At 47.3% G+C, this 19,379-nt stretch carries 16 protein-coding genes; 13 read left to right on the forward strand and 3 right to left on the reverse strand.

The genetic code is table 11. The features are described from left to right. The first annotated feature begins 59 nt into the window (after nucleotides 1-59). The 3 genes from EDI28_RS06935 to EDI28_RS06945 all read left to right on the forward strand — a co-directional run bounded on the left by EDI28_RS06935 (nucleotide 60) and on the right by EDI28_RS06945 (nucleotide 4,191). Entirely contained in the window at nucleotides 60-1,103 is a 1,044-nt protein-coding gene (locus EDI28_RS06935; protein WP_128783128.1) for an alkene reductase, read from the forward strand. A 499-nt stretch (nucleotides 1,104-1,602) separates the two neighbouring features. After that, on the forward strand, nucleotides 1,603-3,474 hold the full coding sequence (locus EDI28_RS06940; protein WP_128783129.1) for a methyl-accepting chemotaxis protein: 1,872 nt from the start codon (nucleotides 1,603-1,605) through the stop codon (nucleotides 3,472-3,474). A gap of 267 nt (nucleotides 3,475-3,741) precedes the next feature. Further along, complete coding sequence (locus EDI28_RS06945; RefSeq protein WP_128783130.1) at nucleotides 3,742-4,191, forward strand: DUF3429 domain-containing protein; 450 nt, start codon at nucleotides 3,742-3,744, stop codon at nucleotides 4,189-4,191. An 81-nt stretch (nucleotides 4,192-4,272) separates the two neighbouring features. Here the strand turns inward: EDI28_RS06945 and EDI28_RS06950 are convergent, their stop codons facing one another. Then, complete coding sequence (locus EDI28_RS06950; RefSeq protein WP_128783131.1) at nucleotides 4,273-4,764, reverse strand: hypothetical protein; 492 nt, start codon at nucleotides 4,762-4,764, stop codon at nucleotides 4,273-4,275. 449 nt (nucleotides 4,765-5,213) lie between these two features. Between EDI28_RS06950 and nosR the strand changes: the two genes are divergently transcribed. From nosR to EDI28_RS06995, 9 genes are all read left to right on the forward strand, one after another. After that, nucleotides 5,214-7,346 carry a transcriptional regulator NosR gene (gene nosR / locus EDI28_RS06955; protein ID WP_233353302.1) on the forward strand — a complete coding sequence of 711 codons (2,133 nt, stop codon included), beginning with the start codon at nucleotides 5,214-5,216 and terminating at the stop codon, nucleotides 7,344-7,346. A 98-nt stretch (nucleotides 7,347-7,444) separates the two neighbouring features. After that, entirely contained in the window at nucleotides 7,445-9,349 is a 1,905-nt protein-coding gene (nosZ, locus tag EDI28_RS06960) for a TAT-dependent nitrous-oxide reductase (protein WP_128783133.1), read from the forward strand. An 88-nt stretch (nucleotides 9,350-9,437) separates the two neighbouring features. Then, complete coding sequence (locus EDI28_RS06965; RefSeq protein ID WP_128783134.1) at nucleotides 9,438-10,742, forward strand: nitrous oxide reductase family maturation protein NosD; 1,305 nt, start codon at nucleotides 9,438-9,440, stop codon at nucleotides 10,740-10,742. Nucleotides 10,743-10,752: 10 nt separating this feature from the next. Beyond that, nucleotides 10,753-11,745, forward strand: a complete 993-nt coding sequence (locus EDI28_RS06970) for an ABC transporter ATP-binding protein (RefSeq protein ID WP_128783135.1) — start codon at nucleotides 10,753-10,755, stop codon at nucleotides 11,743-11,745. Then, nucleotides 11,742-12,560, forward strand: coding sequence for an ABC transporter permease (locus EDI28_RS06975; RefSeq protein ID WP_128783136.1), 819 nt, complete (start codon nucleotides 11,742-11,744; stop codon nucleotides 12,558-12,560). Before EDI28_RS06970 ends, EDI28_RS06975 begins: the two co-directional genes overlap by 4 nt. 57 nt (nucleotides 12,561-12,617) lie before the next feature. Next, on the forward strand, nucleotides 12,618-13,118 hold the full coding sequence (locus EDI28_RS06980) for a nitrous oxide reductase accessory protein NosL (protein ID WP_128783137.1): 501 nt from the start codon (nucleotides 12,618-12,620) through the stop codon (nucleotides 13,116-13,118). A 221-nt stretch (nucleotides 13,119-13,339) separates the two neighbouring features. Continuing rightward, the gene (locus EDI28_RS06985) at nucleotides 13,340-13,912 is read left to right on the forward strand and encodes an SOS response-associated peptidase (RefSeq protein ID WP_128783138.1); all 573 of its coding nucleotides are present in this window, start codon (nucleotides 13,340-13,342) and stop codon (nucleotides 13,910-13,912) included. A 132-nt stretch (nucleotides 13,913-14,044) separates the two neighbouring features. Continuing rightward, entirely contained in the window at nucleotides 14,045-15,064 is a 1,020-nt protein-coding gene (locus EDI28_RS06990) for a hypothetical protein (RefSeq protein WP_128783139.1), read from the forward strand. A 4-nt stretch (nucleotides 15,065-15,068) separates the two neighbouring features. Beyond that, the gene (locus EDI28_RS06995; protein WP_128783140.1) at nucleotides 15,069-16,133 is read left to right on the forward strand and encodes a hypothetical protein; all 1,065 of its coding nucleotides are present in this window, start codon (nucleotides 15,069-15,071) and stop codon (nucleotides 16,131-16,133) included. Here EDI28_RS06995 and EDI28_RS07000 read toward each other — a convergent pair. Then, entirely contained in the window at nucleotides 16,108-17,034 is a 927-nt protein-coding gene (locus EDI28_RS07000) for a LysR family transcriptional regulator (protein WP_128783530.1), read from the reverse strand. The genes EDI28_RS06995 and EDI28_RS07000 overlap by 26 nt on opposite strands. A 368-nt stretch (nucleotides 17,035-17,402) precedes the next feature. Then, nucleotides 17,403-17,795: a YMGG-like glycine zipper-containing protein gene (locus EDI28_RS07005; protein WP_128783141.1), complete on the reverse strand. Its 393-nt coding sequence runs from the start codon at nucleotides 17,793-17,795 to the stop codon at nucleotides 17,403-17,405. 445 nt (nucleotides 17,796-18,240) lie between these two features. Here EDI28_RS07005 and fbp point away from each other — a divergent pair, with 445 nt between their 5' ends. Further along, nucleotides 18,241-19,263, forward strand: coding sequence for a class 1 fructose-bisphosphatase (gene fbp, locus EDI28_RS07010; RefSeq protein ID WP_128783142.1), 1,023 nt, complete (start codon nucleotides 18,241-18,243; stop codon nucleotides 19,261-19,263). The last annotated feature ends 116 nt before the right edge of the window (nucleotides 19,264-19,379 follow it).

A 19,379-nucleotide genomic window follows, 5' to 3' on the forward strand; every position in this document is an offset into this window, starting at 1 on the left:
TTGAATGTTCGTTCAAATAAGTCTAACTTGAACATGTATTCAAGAATGAGGCGAGACACATGACGGAAAGTTTATTTCAACCATTTGTACTTAACGCTACGCTTACACTCGACAACCGCATTTTAATGGCACCACTAACACGCTGTATGGCCGACGATAATCTGGTTCCGACCCAGGCTATGGCTGACTATTACGCTCGAAGGGCTGATACCGGATTAATTATTTCTGAAGCAGCCATTATCCGTCCCGATGGTCAGGGTTATCCCAATACCCCAGGTCTTTTCTCGGCAGAACAAATTGCTGGTTGGCAGAACGTAACAAGTGCCGTGCATGCAAAAGGCGGGAAGATTTTCGCTCAACTTTGGCATACCGGCCGAGTCGCTCATTCTCACTTCTTCGGCGGCGAATACGCACTAGCACCCTCAGCGAAAAAAGTCAATGGCAGTGTGCCGCGTATGCGTGAACTAACTTACACGGTACCGAAACCAGCAACAGCTGAAGAAATCGAACAGTTAGTTGCTGATTACGCACTAGCAGCAGAAAATGCGATCAAAGCCGGTTTTGATGGTGTGGAAATCCATGGCGCCAACGGCTATCTGATCGATCAGTTCCTGCACTACAGCAGTAACGACCGTGAAGATGAGTTCGGTAGTACGCCTGAAAATATGACTCGTTTCCCGCTTGCCGTTGTTGATGCCGTCGCCAGCCAAATTGGTACAGATCGGACAGCGCTGCGCGTTTCACCTGGCGCATATTTTAATATTGAAGGTGATAAGCGCGATCGCCAGGTATTCGATCACTTCCTTGCTGAGCTGGAACAGCGTGAACTCGCCTTCCTGCATATCGGTATTTTCGATGACAGCATGGAGTTTGACTACCTAGGAGGAACCGCCTCCAACTACGTTCGTAGTCGATACTCAAAAACCTTGGTGGGTGTGGGTAGCTATACCGCAGAAACAGGTAGCGAGGCTATCCATAACGATAAGTTTGACCTGCTGGCGATAGGCAGACCACTGATTGCCAATCCGGACTACGTCGAGAAAGTGAAGAAGGGCGTAGCGCTGGTTGAATATTCCGATACAATGCTCGCCGAGTTAGTGTAACTCTCCCCCTTTACCAGAATGACGGAGAGGCCCCTTGCCTCTCCGTTACTACACCTCATTAACCCATTAGCCTCAAGTTGCTCATTCTTGCAATGTAGTGGCATAGCCAAATTCTCCCAGATAACCTCCTATCCCGTTTAGGCATCTTGCAACTAAGGAAAATCGAGATCTTTACCACAGAACATATGCACACAATCGAATAGAGTAGGCGTAACATCTTGCAAGATAAAACAATTTAAGGCTCTTTATACAAGTAATCATTAAATGAAGCCAAGAGTGTGCTGCTATTCGCTACAAGCAACTATGTCTATTCGCCATTACCTCCAGAGTAATACGACAAGTCCACTTTCGTTTGCAACTCTAGAGCAATAGCAAACATAAATTGGTTTTTATCTCACTGATTATATTTTAATGAATACTGAGAAACGTATTTCTACGTTTGTAACATGGCTTTATTGCGTTAATTGCCAGTAACACTTTCTGCTCAGGATTTTGAACAATGAAGTTTTCTCATAAACTGGTTATTTCAAGTACATTAATTGCAACCGGTGCCATTGCGGCTTTGTCAGCCGTTCTGTATTTCAACTCATACAAAGATATTACTACCAATGTCACCCACCAAATGGAAACTGACTCCGTCTCTATGGCAAACCACATAGGTACCTGGTTACAGGGGAAGGAAAAGCAGATAAGAATGCTTCGTCAGAGTATTTCACAAGCAACCAATGATGAGGGTATACAAAATCTTATCGACCTACCACTTCTCAAGCAGGAGTTTTCTGTTACCTATGTCGGCCTCGAAGATCGGCCAAACCTTATTATTAACTACCCTTTCAATAAAAAGGATTACGATGCCCGAAAGCGTTCTTGGTACAAGGAAGCGAGGGCGAAAGGTGACATTAACATCAAGAAACCCTACCTCGACACCAAAACCCAAAAACTGATGTTTGCAATAGGTGCGCCGATTGCCGACTCCCGTGGTATTCAAGGTGTGGTAAACGGAAAAATTGAATTAGATGCATTACTTGCGATCCTCAATCACCACTCTTTAGGTAATAGTGGTTATGCCTATCTTGTGGGAGATGACGGTATTATCATCAGCCACCCAGATCAGAGCTATAATGGCAAACCGCTTTCTGCACTCTTCGCGCAAACACCGACAATGGGAAACAAACTCCAAGTAGCCCAAATTAGCAGTGAAGATAAACTGCTCTCTTTTGCACCAGTCAATATTAAGGGGGCAGGCTGGAAAGTTGGCCTGGTAATGGACTCATCAACAGCCTACGCATCCATCAGCCATATGAGGAGTCTCATTATCGGCTTTATGCTTGGAACAGCCGTTCTCTGTTTCTTTTTCTACCAACTGATCATTGCTCGGCTTCTCAAGCCCATGCAATTAATCAGCGATGCCATGCGTCAAATCGCCAGTGGCAAAGCAAATCTCGGCCAGCGCATTAATACTAGCAGCGGCGATGAGTTTCAAGATTTAGCCGATGACTTCAACCACTTTATGGGTTCACTCCAGAACCTGGTTGGCGAAATTCAGACTATCGGAAACAACTTGCTAGATACCAGCCTTGCAGCCAAAACGACAGCGGGTGATGCCGCCAGCCATACTTCGAATCAACGCCAAGAAATTGATCAGCTCGCAGCCTCTATCAATGAGATGGCAACAACCTCTAACGATGTTGCCGAAAATGCCCAGCAGGTGGCACATTATACCGAAGATGCCAACAAAGCCGTTTGTGAAGGCAGTAATATGGTGCAAAACACCGCTGTCGCTATCAACGTATTGTCTGAACAGCTTGAGCAGGCACGGCAGACCGTTAATGTTCTCGCAGAGCATAGTGAGGGGATCGAATCAATCACTAGTGTTATCAGTGCTATTGCCGATCAAACCAACCTATTGGCACTGAATGCGGCCATTGAAGCAGCCAGAGCCGGAGAACAAGGCAGAGGCTTTGCGGTCGTGGCCGACGAAGTTCGCAGCCTCGCATCCCGCACCCAAGATGCCACCAGCGAAATTAACACCATGATTGGCATACTTCGCGAAAAAACCAACGAGACGGTAAACGTGATTGAAACCAGCCGTAAAGGTGCTCAAAAGACCGTTGAAGAGGCAGAGCTAGCCAGAGATTCTCTAAGTAAGATCAACAGTTCAATTGAACAAATCTCGGGTATGACACTACAAATAGCCAGTGCTGCAGAGCAACAAAGCTCTACAACCGAAGAAATAAGCCGAAACTCTGAAGCGCTCCTGGCTGCTACCGCCTCACTCAACCAGAGTGCATCCGACACACATAACATGAGTGAATCTCTGCAGGAGCAATCACAACAGCAGCAGGTACTGCTCGGCCAGTTTAGCCACTAGAGGCATACCTAACTACATACCTTAGGACAACCAAGTCACATCCGAACACCTCAACACAGCAAGGGTGGGAAGTCTCACCCTTGTTCCTCCTACAGCAACACCTACAACAAGACCAAGCAGCTATTGCTCGATACTGGGAGTAGCTAAAGCTCTGCTATGCTTTGAAAAGTGTCCGACTGTTTCGCAGAACCTTTTTTCAGCCGTACTTTTTTAAGTAATGTTTTTCGGTAGCCGTTATTCAACGATAGTTTTTGCAGGGGATCTCGTATGGAACAATCACCAGACAAAATCATGACCCGGCTTGCTTACCTCGGACTCCTGCCATTTGTTATCAGCCTTGTTTGCATCTGGACCGATAAAACCTTATTTGGCCTAAGTGCCCAAAAAGTATTTATTGCCTACAGCGCGGTGATATTGAGTTTTCTTGCCGGGATCCTATGGGGAAATGCGATTGATCACATCAAACATAAGCTCAGCCGCAATGCACTGATCCTCAGTATTCTGTTCTCTCTCATTGCATGGGGCGTACTGCTTCACTCTCCCGAGAGCTATGTGGCTTCTATACTGGTGCTGTTGTTTGGGTTTGTGGCAGTATGGTTTGCCGAAATGAAGATCCGCCAAATAGAAAAAGAAGGGAAACCTGAAGGCTACCAACCAATGCGCAACAGGCTGACTGGACTCGTGGCCCTGATACACCTAGTGGCTTTGGCTAGCTGACAGATTTAGGTGATTTGGTTGGGGGAGAGTTAGAGGTTCGCGCATAGCGCAAACCTCTTTTCATATGTTACGAGGGATAGACTAACTGGCAATCAATTTAAATCGGATCACTTCAAGGGTTTGGGGATGGATAACATGAACCTCTGTTTCCGTGTACTGCTTCACCACAATATGACCACTTTTAGGGAGGACCTTTTTTGCCGAGCCGACCACATGATGGGCCTTGAAGGCTTGGCCTGTAATATTCAGCACACCCGTTAACGCTCCTTCAGAGTCATCATTGGCGTTAGGGTTAACCGAAAGAATGAACCCGCCCTTCTCATTGACCTTCAAGATAAAGTGATAGTCTTTGCCGCTATACCCCTCCCAAGTGCCCACAGGCATAGGAATGTTGTCCAAGCTCGAATAATGGAGATACAAGTTTCTATGCTCTTCGCTTTCGGGTTGGTACTTAGCCGTCACAAACTTGTATTTAGGCCCTTCATTATCCTGCTCTGGCGCACTTTGTAAGATAAAAAAGCCAGCCACTGCCAACAAAGCGATAGCGATTAAAAATTGAAAAAAGCGAATCACCACAGTTCCTTTTGATACCCGTTCAATACAGCAGATCGTGGATCACCATCCACAATGGCGTTACTGGTATTACTTCGGTTAAATAATAAACTTCTTTAGCCAGATAGCAAAAATACGCTTCCCAACTAGCTTCCAAAAACCAGCATAGAGTGCCATATCATTGCTACTGATAGATATATGCAACCCCTATTAATAATCGAAAGACTGTGCCGCGTATCACTAATCACCATTTAAAATAAGCACTTCCTGCCATGTTTTCTATGCTTAATAAACTAAATAATTTGCCTGATGCACGAAGCTCATAAGTAACAGAACTCTCATTTCGACAATATAGATGTAACGACATGTGAATAAATTGATCTTAATCATGAAGATAAATTAAAAGATACATCTAAAATACCACATTATACATAGCCACTTGAGCAACACGATTGCACGGGAGTTCGTTGGTGAAAGCAATCAGTCTATTTAACATCGCAATATTACGTGTGATCTTGTTCATCTCGCTCTTTGTGGGGGGAATATCACCCGCGAGTGCACTGTTTGTCAGTCCACCTAAAGATCCAATGCCCCTGATCAAAGAAACCTTCCCTAACGCAACCAATATCGATGACAAACAGGGAGACCCCCCGGTCTGGCGTATCTATAACGATCAGGACATCATAGGCTATGCCTTTGAAACTAATGATATAGCTAAAATTCCGGCCTACTCGGGTGAACCGGTCAATATGTTGGTTGCTATCGACCCTCAGGGAAACTACCTGACAACAAAGGTACTCGAGCATCATGAACCCATTATTTTGGCCGGTATTCCGGAACAAAAACTATGGCGATTTGCCGATCAGTACACCGGACTGTCAGTAAAGGACAGGATCAAGGTCGGTGGTAATAGAAATGAAGGATATGTTGCGGTTGATGGCCTGTCTGGGGCAACGGTAACCGTTATGGTCATGAATGTGGCCGTAACCAAGGCGGCAACAAAGGTGGCCCAGGCTCTGGGGATTGTTAAGAAGCAACAAAGCATTATTCAACCTCCATCCACCATCCTACAAGACCAATTTGAAAAAGCAGACTGGCTCCAGCTCACTGGTGACGGTTCAATCCGTAAACTCTACCTTACCAATGAGAAAATAGATGAAGCTTTTGTCGGCACTGATGCCGAACATATTGATAACGCTCCGGCTGATGAAAAGCAGGACATGTTCGCCGAGATCTACTTTGCCTTAGCCGACGTCCCCACCATCGGGCGCAACCTGTTCGGCGATGCTGACTACGAGTGGTTAACGTCAGCTCTCAAACCAGGAGAACACCTGGTTGCCGTACTGGGCAACGGTTATTCGTTCAAGGGCTCGGGTTATGTTCGCGGCGGGATATTCGATCGTATACAAATCCATCAAGGTGAGAACGAAGTTTCGTTTCGCGATCTCGACCACAACCGTATTACCGATCTCTATATCAATGGCGCACCGTCGTTCAAAGAAATGTCTGTCTTTAGGGTACAGGCTCACCATGAACTGGATCCGGGAGCCAGCTGGCAACTCGAGCTACTGGTAAGACGACAAACCGGTCCGGTCGACAGCCTTTTTACCAGCTTCAAAGGCAGCTACGACATGCTGGAAAAATATGTCGATACGCCACCTGCAATTGTCCCCGAACCTGAATTATCACTCACCCAGCAGGTATGGAAAGAACGTCAGGTCGAAGTCGTAATACTCCTCATTTTATTGGCTGTCTTGTTAATGATCCTGTTCTTCCAGGACATACTGGTTCGCCACCCAACCTTTGTCCACAACCTGCGTCATGGCTTCCTGGCGGTCACGGTGGTATTCATTGGCTGGGCTTGGAGCGGACAGCTGTCGGTAGTCAATGTGTTCACCTTCTTGCATTCGCTCATGAGTGACTTCTCGTGGGATCTCTTCCTGCTCGATCCGATAATCTTCACCCTGTGGTGTGCCGCCGCCGTTACCATTCTGCTGTGGGGACGCGCTGTTTATTGTGGCTGGTTATGTCCGTTCGGGGCACTGCAGGAGCTAGTCAACCAATTTGCCCGTCACTTCAAAATACCCCAATTTGAATTGCCGTATGCGGTTCATGAACGCCTGTGGGCAATCAAGTACCTAATCCTGCTGGTACTGTTCGGTATTTCTCTCGACTCGCTGGCACTGGCTGAGCAGTTTGCAGAAATCGAACCGTTTAAGACAACCTTCTTGCTGAAATTTGACCGGGAGTGGCCGTTCATTGCCTGGGCCGTATTCCTGATTCTGATAAACCTAATAAACCGCAAGCCCTTCTGTCGCTATTTGTGTCCGCTAGGTGCGGCCTTGTCGGTAACTAACAATATGCGTCTGTTCAGCTGGCTTAAACGCCGCCCTGACTGCGGCACACCTTGTAAAACCTGTGCGAAAGAATGCGAAATACAGGCCATCCAGCCCGATGGTGTGATCAACATGCGTGAATGCCATTACTGCCTGGATTGCCAAATCACCTATTACAACGATGAAAAATGTCCGCCACTGAAAAAACTCGCGCGCAAGAAACGCCGGGGCTCGGAACTGGATATCCCTGTCGTTGTTACCGAATAAAGAGGAAATACGAGCAAAAAACAGAACATCGAATGTATATGACCCTACAACTATAAATAACCGTGGCGCGTAGATAATAACGGTATGGAGAGCCAACCATGAGCGACAACAAGAACAATGATCTGATAGAGCAATCTAACCAAGACACATTGCCTAACGAAGAACGACGTAAATTTTTCGGTAAAACCGCCGCTATCGGTCTAGGTGCGGCGGTTGCCCCAATGTCTGCAGCAATGTTTGCCTCGATGGCACAAGCCAAGGCAGCAGAAGCGGCTAACAGCCCGTTTGTTCACCCGGGCGATCTGGATGAATACTATGGATTCTGGAGTGGTGGCCATTCCGGTGAAGTACGTATTATGGGTTTGCCATCAATGCGTGAATTAATGCGTATCCCTGTATTTAACATTGATAGTGCAACCGGATGGGGCCTTACCAACGAAAGTAAACGTGTTAAAGGCGACAGTGCGGATGTGCTGGCGGGAGATTCACACCACCCTCATATGAGCATGACGGACGGTCGATACAACGGTAAATACGTTTTTATTAACGACAAGGCCAACAGCCGCGTAGCCCGTATCCGCTGTAATGTAATGAAAACAGATAAGATGCTGACCGTCCCGAATGTCCAGGCTATCCACGGCCTGCGGGTACAGAAAGCGCCTGAAACCAAGTACGTGATCTGTAACGGTGAGTTCGAAATTCCGATGGACAATAACGGCAAGTCGACACTGGAAGATGTCAGCACTTACCGCTCACTGTTCAACATCATTGATGCCGAGAAGATGGAAGTCGCTTTCCAGGTAATGGTTGACGGCAACCTCGACAACACGGATGCTGATTACGACGGTAAATACTTCGCCTCGACGTGTTATAACTCTGAAATGGGTATGACGCTGGGCGAGATGATCACCGCCGAACGTGACCATGTGGTTGTATTCAATCTGGCGCGTTGTGAAGCGGCATTAAAAGCCGGCGAGTTCAAAACTTACAACGGTAACGATGTGCCCGTTCTTGATGGCCGCAAAGGCTCCGAGCTTACCCGCTACATTCCGGTTCCGAAATCACCGCATGGCCTGAATACATCGTCAGATGGTAAGTATTTTGTAGCCAACGGCAAGCTATCGCCAACAGTATCGGTTATTGCTATCAATAAACTTGATGATCTGTTCAGTGATAAAATCAAGCCGCGTGACACAATCGTCGCAGAGCCGGAACTGGGCCTCGGTCCTCTTCATACCGCCTTTGACAACCGCGGCAACGCCTATACCACCCTGTTCCTTGATAGCCAGATTGCCAAGTGGAACGTCGAAGACGCCATCAAGGCCTACAACGGCGAAAAAGTAAACTATATCCGCCAGAAACTGGATGTGCACTATCAGCCGGGACACAATCATACATCACAAGGTGAAACCCGTGATGCCGATGGCAAATGGTTGGTATCACTATGTAAATTCTCGAAAGACCGCTTCCTGCCGGTCGGTCCGCTACGTCCAGAAAATGACCAGCTGATTGACATTTCCGGTGACGAAATGAAGCTGGTACACGACGGACCCACTTTTGCCGAACCTCATGACTGTATAATTGTTCACCGCAGTAAGGTCAAGCCGCAGAAACTATGGACACGTGACGATCCAATCTTCGCCGAAACACTGGCTATGGCAAAAAAAGACGGTGTTGATGTCATGACCCAGAACAAGGTGATCCGAGATGGCAACAAGGTCCGAGTCTACATGACCTCCGTTGCACCGAATTTCGGGCTCACGGAATTCAAGGTCAAACTGGGTGACGAAGTGACCATGGTTGTGACCAACCTCGACATGGTGGAAGACGTAACCCACGGTTTCTGTATGACCAACCATGGCGTGCAGATGGAAATTGGTCCGCAGGCAACGGCATCCATTACTTTCATTGCCAACAAGCCCGGGGTTCAATGGTACTACTGTAACTGGTTCTGTCACGCACTACACATGGAGATGCGTGGTCGGATGCTAGTTGAAGCTTAATCCGCTGATTCAGTTAGCATAATCCGCTAACCTGACCGACAAAGTGCCAGCAGGGCTGGCACTTTCCCCCCAGGAAATTAAACAGCCGATGATGAAACCAATAATTGCTCTGTTAGTTCTGCTCTGTTTCCAACCCGTCGTGTTGGCCAAAACAGTGCAGGTAACGCTCAACGATAACTTGCAGGCAGTGCTGGACTCAGCCTCTGATGGCGATGTCGTCTCGCTCTCCGCTGGCGAATATAAAGGTAATTTCATTCTTCGCCATGCAATTTCCCTTACGGGTAACAACACAGCCACTATCAACGCAGGCGGACAGGGACATGCCCTACTGCTGAAAAGCTCAAACATCCTGATAGAAGATCTCACTATCATCAACTGGGGCAGCGATTTAACGGCACAAAATGCCGGTATCTACTCCGACAAAAAAGCCAACAACCTGATCATTCGCAACAACAAACTAAAAGGTGACGGTTTCGGCATCTGGCTACAGAGCGGAAAACATATCAAAGTCGAAGGGAATGAGGTTGAAGGCAACCCCACTCTACGCTCGGCCGACAGAGGCAACGGTATTCAGCTGTCCAAGGTTGAAGATGTTGAAGTTACCGGCAATACCGTCAGCAAAACCCGTGATGGTCTTTACATCATTGCAAGTCAGCAAAACATACTGAAAAACAATACTATGCATGACCTTCGCTACGGGATCCACTACATGTACTCCCACAGCAACCAAGTTTTGGATAACTTGGCCTACAACACCCGGGCAGGGTACGCACTGATGAGCTCGCGCAAGCTGACAGTGCGTGGCAACGAAAGCCGCGACAGCGAAGATTACGGTTTCCTGATGAACTTTATCACCTACTCCGACATCAGCCACAATCGAATTAAGAATGTCTGGACCAAACCCGAGAACAAGGTAATGGGTCGCGATGGCAAGGGGTTATTTGTCTACAACTCCGGCTATAACACCATTAGCTACAACAGTATCGATACTGCCGAGATAGGAGTTCACCTCACGGCGGGATCAGAGAACGTCAAAGTATTCGGCAACAGCTTCATCAATAATCCGGTGCAGGTGAAGTATGTCTCTAATCGCAAACAGGAATGGAGCCAAGACGGGGTAGGCAACTTCTGGAGCAACTACCTTGGCTGGGATTTAGACAATGATGGCCGCGGTGATACGCCCTTCGAGCCCAACGACGGAATAGACAAGCTTATCTGGCAATATCCGGAAGCCAAGGTATTACTTGATAGCCCGGCAATTATTATGCTCCGCTGGATACAAAAGCAATTTCCGGTACTCAAGCCTGCCGGTGTCAAAGACAGCTTCCCTCTGATGTCGGTTCCTACGACAACAGAGAGCAAGCAACCAATTCACGACCGAGCTGCGGGGTAACAGCATTACTATGACCACTTCAAATAAAGCGACTACTCCAATTGTCTCATTGCACAATACAAGCAAGCATTACCAGCAGGTTGAAGCATTGAAAAACATCAACTTGCAGTTAGATGCGGGTGAAGTTCTCGGCCTGTTCGGTCACAACGGGGCCGGCAAGACAACCATGATGAAGCTCATTCTCGGCGTTATCGAAGCCAGCCAGGGTGATGTAAGAATATTCGGTGTCGATCCGCAGTCCAAGCAAGCCTGGCACAGCAGGCGCCAAATCGGCTACTTACCGGAAAATGTCAGCTTTTATGACCACCTTACAGGGCTAGAGGTACTGACTTATTTCTCGCGACTAAAGTCGGTGAGCAAACAACAAGTCATCGCCCTGCTAGAACAGGTCGGACTTACCGCAGCCATGAAACGCAAGGTAAAGACTTACTCCAAAGGAATGCGTCAGCGGCTGGGCCTTGCCCAGGCTTTTTTGGGTGAGCCTAAACTACTGCTGCTCGACGAACCAACCGTCGGGCTTGATCCTATTGCGACGAAAGAGTTCTATCAAACCGTCGATGCGCTAAAAAGCAACGGGGCCAGTATTATTCTGTGTTCCCATATCCTGCCAGGCGTGGAACAACATATCGACCGGGCCATGATTTTATCGGGCGGTAAACAGCGGGCAATGGGAACCCTGTCCCAACTACGCGAACAGGCCAGCTTGCCTGTCACAATTCACGCCCAAGGGCTCGGCACAAAACTGCAAGATGATCCGTTACTCTGCCAATACCTGGCCAATGACAGCCAATTACGGGTCCCCGAGAGCGATAAGCTGGCTGTACTCCGTAAGCTACTCGATTATGAACAAATGAGTGATCTACACATCGAGCCGGCCAACTTAGACCAGCTCTATCAATACTATCTCAACGATAGCACAGCCTTTGACTCTGCAGCACCGGAGCAACAGGAAGCACCAAGTCAATCTGCCGTTCACAACAAATCGGAGGCCGTCAGCTCATGAATCCTGTTTTTGCCGTCGCGATTAAAGAGTTTCAGGATGGCCTGCGCAACCGCTGGCTGATTTCTATCACCCTGATTTTTGCTGTGCTTTCACTAGGGCTGAGCTATTACGGCTCGGTCGCATCCGGACAACTCGGGGTGGCGTCGTTGTCTTCGACAATTGCCAGCTTGTCCAGCCTTGCGGTATTTCTGATCCCGCTGATTGCGCTGCTTTTAAGTTACGACAGCTTTGTCGGCGAGCAGGAATCCGGTACGCTGCTACTGCTACTGACCTACCCAATCAGCCATGTCCAGTTGCTGCTCGGTAAATTTTTGGGACAAGGAGCCATCATCACCCTGGCAACCTGCCTCGGTTTTGGTAGTGCCGCCTTATTGCTTGCCATACAGTCTGATTTCATTGCTGTCATCCCTGCGTTTAGCCTGTTTATTCTCACTGCAACCCTGCTAGGGCTCTGTTTTATCGCTATTGCCTATGTGATCAGCCTGGCGGTATCAGAGAAGTCCAAAGCGGCAGGTATTGCACTGATGATCTGGTTTTTCTTTGTCCTGGTTTTTGACTTAGCGCTACTGGCTATCTTGGTTGGGATCGAAGATGGGCTATCGCAGCAGCACTTGATACAGCTGATGATGTTCAATCCGGCAGACTTGTTCAGGCTTATCAACCTTGCCGCATTAGACACGGGAGATGTTAACGGTGTGCTGGCGGTTGCAATAGATCAAAGCCGTTCACCCGCAAGCCTGCTACTGATGATGATTGGCTGGGTGGTAACGCCGCTGGCTGTCGCCTCTCTGGTATTTAAAAAGAAAAAGCTTTAATAGCAAATAACTCAAATCAATTAAGCGTTTAATGATTCAATAAGTAAGGAAACAATAATGCGTAGTTTACACCCACTAAGGACTGTCAGTGTTGCCCTAATGCTTGTATTGGGCGTGGCCTGCAGCGAACAGGACTCAGCGGAACAAGCCATGGTGCGACAAGCCGTTGCAATAGAGCAGGCAGATGAATGCCACCTGTGCGGTATGATCATCAGTAATTTCCCGGGACCAAAAGGAGAGAACTATACCAAGTCATCCGATTCGGTGAACAAGTTCTGCTCTACCCGAGATTTGTTCAGCTTTGTTCTCCAGCCGGAAAACAAGCGTCAGGTCAAAGAGATCTACGTGCATGACATGAGCAAAACACCTTGGCAGAGTCCGGAAGATGAATACTTTATCGACGCCCGGGAAGCATGGTTTGTGATCGGTTCAGAGAAAAAAGGGGCGATGGGCAAGACACTGGCCAGTTTTGCCCAGCAAGCTGATGCGGAGGTATTCATCAAAGAGTTTGGCGGAAAGCTATACCGCTTTGACGATATCACCATTGATGTGCTGTAAAGCCTCTATCTATACAATGACCTAGCTAAGCAATAACCCTATCAAAACAAGCCCGTAGATCGGCGGGCTTACATTACCTCTCATTACTGCGTTTGCAGATCTTTCGATACCGTTCATACTTTTTCTATACGCAAAATTGTTCCTAGAATTGTTCCCAGAAAACAATAAAAACTCAGCGAGGAAGCATCAGGCGGTCACCAATTGAAGAAGGGGTAATCAGCATGTGCGGACGATTCAGAGTGTCAGGCGCGATGTTCAACCAAATGGTTAGCGACGAAATCGGATGTGATTTTAAAGCCGAGGAAAACCCAGATCTTCGCCCTAGCCAAAATGTATCAACCATTATCTATGTGCAGGGTTCGGTAGAACAGCAAGACGCCCAGTGGGGGATCAAACCGGATTGGGCCAAAAAGCAGATCATCAATGCACAGGCCGAAACGGTCAACGAGAAAAAAACCTTTCACCATGCGATGCAAAATCACCGTTGCCTCATCCCCTGTAGTGGCTGGTTTGAATGGCATGACGAGGGAGCACCACGCAAACAGAAATACCTGTTTAGCCACCGTGACGAAAAGCCGTTTTACATGGCCGGGATATGGTTTCCTGGCGACGTTCTGCAGCTAGTCATCCTAACGACAGCCGCCAATAACATCTGCCGCCCCTACCATGACCGGATACCGGTACTTATCCCGACCAAAGCGGCATGGAAGTGGCTGGAAGAAAGTATCACCACTGTTACCCCATTGCTCACTGTCAGCAACAAACTCCCCATCACGGTTACCGCTGTTCACTAAGACTACCATTAGATATTTTGAATGCACCTCGCATTCCTGACGAAAAGATCATTGGCGCCTAGATAACAATACATTAACGCCAAGACTGTTTACTACAATTCTTATTGTCTCCGTCAATGTGAGGTGCTCCCTATGAAACCTGTTCTATTTTTGGTTCACGGTATGGGTAACCATACCGAGGCTTCATTCAAATCCGAGGTCGTCACATCGCTGAATGCGGCCTTATCCTATTATCCCAACCCAGACACCACCAATATTGAATCCGCCTTTGATATTGTCGTTTTTTCTTATAATGACATTTTCGAAAATTATCTAGAAAAGTTAAAAAACGAATTTGGCGATATCATTACTGCCGCCACATCAATGCCTGAACTAGCCGCTATAAATGATGTTGTAGACTTTAAAAATGACCTGCGATCAATAAGCGAAAAAGTCCTCTTCACCACCCATTGGCTCGATGTGGTGCTATATCGCTTTACATTACTTGGGGAGGCCATCCGGGCTCGTTTCACCAGCCAGCTGAGCCAGCTTATTCGCAGCCGGGGTTCCAGCAATGTCCATATCATTGCCCACTCGCTGGGAACCGCTGTCACTCTCGATGCCTTGAGCATTCTCTATGACAAAAATCTGCTCATTGATCCTACCGATGGCAAACTAAATCCTATCGTCAACCGACTGGGTAGCGTGACCTATCTGGCCAATGTAGCCAAGATACTCGAAGACATCGTTCCCGTTGACCAGACTGTCGTCAACCCGTCAGACACGGGATGCTCCAACCGTGTTTTCAACGTCAACCATCAACTCGATCCTTTCACCAAGGTCCGCCCTTACAAGCCAACCGGCGCTCTTTGGACCCAACTAACCAACATCGATGACGAGCTTGAACATCTGGCCACCAAGTTCCCGCATGATGTCGGCAACTACCTCAAGAACCCTGTCGTTAATCAACCATTATTTGAAGTTTATTTCAATAGCCCGAACTACAGCGAAGGCGTTGATATCGCCCAACGCCAATTCCTAGCAAATAACAAGCTGGTAGCTGCCAGTGAAGAGGTTATCCAGCTCATTGAGGCACTCAAACAACCTGATGGCAACGACTGGCAACGCTTCTATTCCGCCTTCAAAGCTGTCTATCAATTAATCAAGGAGTAGTCACATGTCCAGATGGCTGATTTATCTTGTTCTTCTTTATGGTGTTGCTAGCGCATCAGCTCAGACCGAGCAGGAATATTGCGACAACCTAGAAAAACATCATCAAAACACACAACGTACAGTCCATGCCTCATTGAAGCCTTTTGCAAACGAGATGCAGACCATCCAGCAAAATTACTGCATTGAATTTCACACACAGAAGACATTGGATAACGCTGACTATACCGACATCAATAACATGTTGATCCGCGCGATAGAAAAACAAAACAATGTTCTCATCCGCAACACAGATATGGGTCAAACAAGCTTTGACCGCTACATCAAGCAGCTAAAGAGCCAGCCATACATTCCCCCTCAAGAAAAGCCACTATATATCAGCAATCGCGAACTCCCTGACGGGTACTATGACGCAAGTAAGTCCATATTGCTGTGCAACAAAAATAATCCTGACTGTACACGTTTCATGACTAGCTTTTTCCAATTGCTGGGTCACTCTCATAAATTACTCACACTGCAAGACGTTGACGCCGCAGCAGTTGTTCACACCAATGCCAGCAAGCAATGGGATCAATTCCTGGAAGACAGCCTAGTCCAAATGCCGTGGGAACTTTGGTTCAATAGCAACCGCTTGTATTCACAACGACAGTCATCTGCTAATCCTCAGCTTTTATCACCTCCAAGCTACCAGTATATTTTCCTGAGACCCGGACTTGTCTATGACTTTGTCAGCAATGCCGAAGACGGCAGCCAGAACAAGGCCACCTTAATGCTGGAAGGCCTCGGAATTGATGTCTGGAATCGTAAGCAGTGGTATATACCGTCAGGAATATCGGTTGTCGGACTGTATACCGATCGCGACGGCGTAGATGACCTTGGATGGGGAGTCGCACTCAGGTTCAAGACCAAATTCATGCTCGGCGCCTCTTTCTACGGCAGCGACGATACGGGCGTATTCTTGTCGGTCGACTTACTTGAGCTCTTCAGAGACAAAAAACAAACCTTCAAACAGTACAAATCGGAATTTTATCAAGCCCAGCGCGAGCTCAGCCGTCAAGGCCAACATTATTGATGATCAGCTCCCGTAGCCAGCGATGACTGGGATCGAGTTCAAAATGCTTATGCCATAACAAGACATAGCCTCCCGGTTCCACCATCACTGGCACATCAAGCGTCAGCAAGTCAAAGTGTTGGCTCATTTTGGCGGTATATCTTGCTGGCGCACACAAAATAAGATCGCTCTGCTCGCACAGGCTCATCGCACTATAGAAATCCGTCATATTCACAGCAATATCACGCTTCAGGTGCTGAAGGCTCAGCACCTCGTCCAGTAACCAATGCTCAATCCCGCCAAAAGTAACCTGGAGATGACGATACTTTAGGAAAGTCGCCAGATCCCACGTTTCTTGAAGCAGTGGGTGCTCCTTTCTTATTAAACACACCGGGCGATCACGTACCAGCTCGATATAATTCAGTTCGCCGGGAATCGTATTAATATGTAGCTGCGAGCGCTCATCCCACTCCCGTGTACAGATTGCCATGTCAATGTCGCAACGAAGCAGATTAGCGATACTTTCTTGATTCCAAGTTTGGCTATTGAGAGTAATGTTCGGAGCCTGTGCCAACAAGTCCGGCATAAAAAATGGGTAGGTGAGCGAGTAAGCCGTCTCGACCAAATCAATGCGAAACACCCGCTGGCTAAGCGATGGATCAAACGAGCTCGGGCGAGTAAACTGATCGAGCTGTTGCAATACCTGACGTAACTGCGGTGCCAGCTGCATGGCTCGCGGCGTCGCTCTCAACCCGTGAGCCGTTCGCTCGAACAACTGATCATCAAAGGTTTCCCTGAGTTTGGCCAGCTGCTTACTGACAGCCGACTGGCTAAGGTGCAGTCGTGATGCTGCCGCCGTTACGCTTTGTTCCTCAAGCAATATCTCAAGCACCCGGAGCAAGTTATAATCGAAATGATTCAAGGTTTTAACACCATCCAGCCAATAAGCATTAATCATATACCCAAGCTACCTCAAGATGCTCGTTTCAGCGAGAATTACTTGACTACTAGGTTAGGTGCCGATTAGACAAGCCAGTGGCTATAAATGAAAATAATTCGCAACAAATTGCTTGCAATTCAAATGAGAATGGTTATTATTAACAGGCACTCAGGCGAGAGGAAAAAGATTCATCCCTCTTGCTCTGAAGGCACGACATTGCTCACATTGCTTCCAGTGTACTTCAGCTTCGGTTGAGTGTTTTTAGTGTAGGGCTAGAAACAGATTACCACTTTTGCTGAGCGGCTCTCCTGCCAAAGTAGAGCCGCTTTTTCTTTCCATAAACAAAATGATTACTTCTCAAGGTCGTACACCACATAGCCCTTGTTATCTAAACAACGACGAAGCACTTTAGCCTGAACCTCTGTGGCATCATTTGCACCTGATACCGCACCCGCTCCCCCTCCGATAGCCCCACCAGCCAAGGCACCAACGGCTACACCGGCAAGCCCGTCTTCAAGACCACCGACAACCGCCCCCACTACAGCTCCTGATGCCGCACCGTTTTGTGCGTTAACTTTGGCCGACTCAGCTTTATCGACACTCTTGGCATAAGATTGGCAGTATGAAAAATCCTGTTCGTATTGCGCCTGATCGACATTAGTCATATCGACAACAGGCTTTTGCTGATACGCACAGGCAGATAACAGGGTAGCAATCGTGGTGGCAATAAAGAGCTTTTTCATCGGTATCTCTCTCGGTTGAAGGCAGCGCAAGAACATCCTGCTCTGACAATGTAGGTCATTGGTGACAAATGTACGCTGTTTTTTATTTTACCTATAACACATCTCTGTCCGTATTTGTCGCCATCGATACAAAGCCATACATTGTTACAGTGATATACCTAACCCGCTTTATAATGTGAACTCCTGAGTGTTCACTAGAATATGCCCGGCGATCTCAAAATGCTTGGGGATCGTCCTGTGCACACGGAGAAACACTCTTATTACCTCTTACGCGTATTTCAACCCGTGAATATTCGTTAATATAAAATTCAGCATCATAATAAAACACAAAACAAGCACACTGTTATCAGTGAAATGGCACACATAGAAAACAAATTTAAATCAATGTATTAAACATTGCTCTTAGTGTACCGAGTACAACAAAATAGGATTTCAAGGATAAGAAATGTCCGATATTAAAACGCTTGGTGAATTCATCATCGAGAAACAGAATGACTTCCCCCATGCCAGTGGTGATCTGTCTTCGCTACTGGGTTCGATAAAATTAGCAGCCAAGATCGTAAACCGTGAAATCAACAAAGCGGGATTAATTGATATTACGGGATCCGTCGGCAAGGAAAATATTCAAGGAGAACAACAACAAAAACTCGACCTTTACGCCAATGAAAAATTTAAAGCAGCACTAGAAGCGCACGCCCAGGTATGCGGGATTGCCAGTGAAGAAGAAGATGAAGTTGTCGCTTTCAGCAAAGAACAAAACCGTAATGCCAAGTATGTTGTTCTGATAGACCCGTTGGACGGATCTTCAAACATTGATGTAAATGCTTCCGTCGGCACTATATTTTCCATCTATCGCCGCTTATCGCCAGTTGGCACCCCGGCGACTGAAAGCGACTTTCTTCAACCTGGTAATTGCCAGATTGCCGCTGGATATGTCATTTATGGCTCTTCTACCATGTTGGTTTATACCACAGGAAAAGGGGTTCATGGTTTCACCTATGATCCTTCTCTCGGGGTATTTTGTCTTTCCCATGAAAATATTCGAATCAGTGAAAACGGCAGTTGCTATTCAACCAATGAGGGCAACTATATCCGCTTTCCTATCGGTGTAAAAAAATACATCAAGTATTGCCAAGAGAATGTACCCAAGGACAATCGCCCATATACATCGCGTTATATTGGCTCTTTAATTTCAGATATTCACCGTAACCTGCTGAAGGGAGGGATTTACCTTTACCCTAGCACTGCTGCTTATCCAAATGGTAAGCTACGCCTGCTCTATGAATGCAACCCTATGGCTTTTATTATGGAGCAAGCTGGCGGTAAAGCATGCAATGGGTCAAGCCGGATCCTGGATATTAAACCGACATCGCTACATCAAAGAATACCTTTTTTTGCCGGCTCAACAGAAATGATCCGCAAACTCGAGCAGTTTCTCACCGAACCCTCGCATAATGTACAGTCATAAATACAGCGCCAAAATACTCACTGATATTTTGACTTAGCGACTCGTTTCAGAAAAACATTTTCCAGAAAGAACACCCTGTTCTTTCTGGTGGCTCATATCTCTCCAGCTAAGAGCTG

Source organism: Photobacterium chitinilyticum, assembly GCF_004104355.1.
Taxonomy (GTDB): Bacteria; Pseudomonadota; Gammaproteobacteria; order Enterobacterales; family Vibrionaceae; genus Photobacterium; species Photobacterium chitinilyticum.

Coding starts and splice junctions, on each gene's coding strand:
- EDI28_RS06995 (WP_128783140.1), top strand. CDS start 15,069: ATGTCCAGATGGCTGATTTATCTTGTTCTTCTTTATGGTGTTGCTAGC.
- nosZ (WP_128783133.1), top strand. CDS start 7,445: ATGAGCGACAACAAGAACAATGATCTGATAGAGCAATCTAACCAAGAC.
- EDI28_RS06945 (WP_128783130.1), top strand. CDS start 3,742: ATGGAACAATCACCAGACAAAATCATGACCCGGCTTGCTTACCTCGGA.
- EDI28_RS07005 (WP_128783141.1), bottom strand. CDS start 17,795: ATGAAAAAGCTCTTTATTGCCACCACGATTGCTACCCTGTTATCTGCC.
- EDI28_RS06965 (WP_128783134.1), top strand. CDS start 9,438: ATGATGAAACCAATAATTGCTCTGTTAGTTCTGCTCTGTTTCCAACCC.
- EDI28_RS06935 (WP_128783128.1), top strand. CDS start 60: ATGACGGAAAGTTTATTTCAACCATTTGTACTTAACGCTACGCTTACA.
- EDI28_RS06975 (WP_128783136.1), top strand. CDS start 11,742: ATGAATCCTGTTTTTGCCGTCGCGATTAAAGAGTTTCAGGATGGCCTG.
- fbp (WP_128783142.1), top strand. CDS start 18,241: ATGTCCGATATTAAAACGCTTGGTGAATTCATCATCGAGAAACAGAAT.
- EDI28_RS06940 (WP_128783129.1), top strand. CDS start 1,603: ATGAAGTTTTCTCATAAACTGGTTATTTCAAGTACATTAATTGCAACC.
- EDI28_RS06985 (WP_128783138.1), top strand. CDS start 13,340: ATGTGCGGACGATTCAGAGTGTCAGGCGCGATGTTCAACCAAATGGTT.
- EDI28_RS06970 (WP_128783135.1), top strand. CDS start 10,753: ATGACCACTTCAAATAAAGCGACTACTCCAATTGTCTCATTGCACAAT.
- EDI28_RS06990 (WP_128783139.1), top strand. CDS start 14,045: ATGAAACCTGTTCTATTTTTGGTTCACGGTATGGGTAACCATACCGAG.
- EDI28_RS06980 (WP_128783137.1), top strand. CDS start 12,618: ATGCGTAGTTTACACCCACTAAGGACTGTCAGTGTTGCCCTAATGCTT.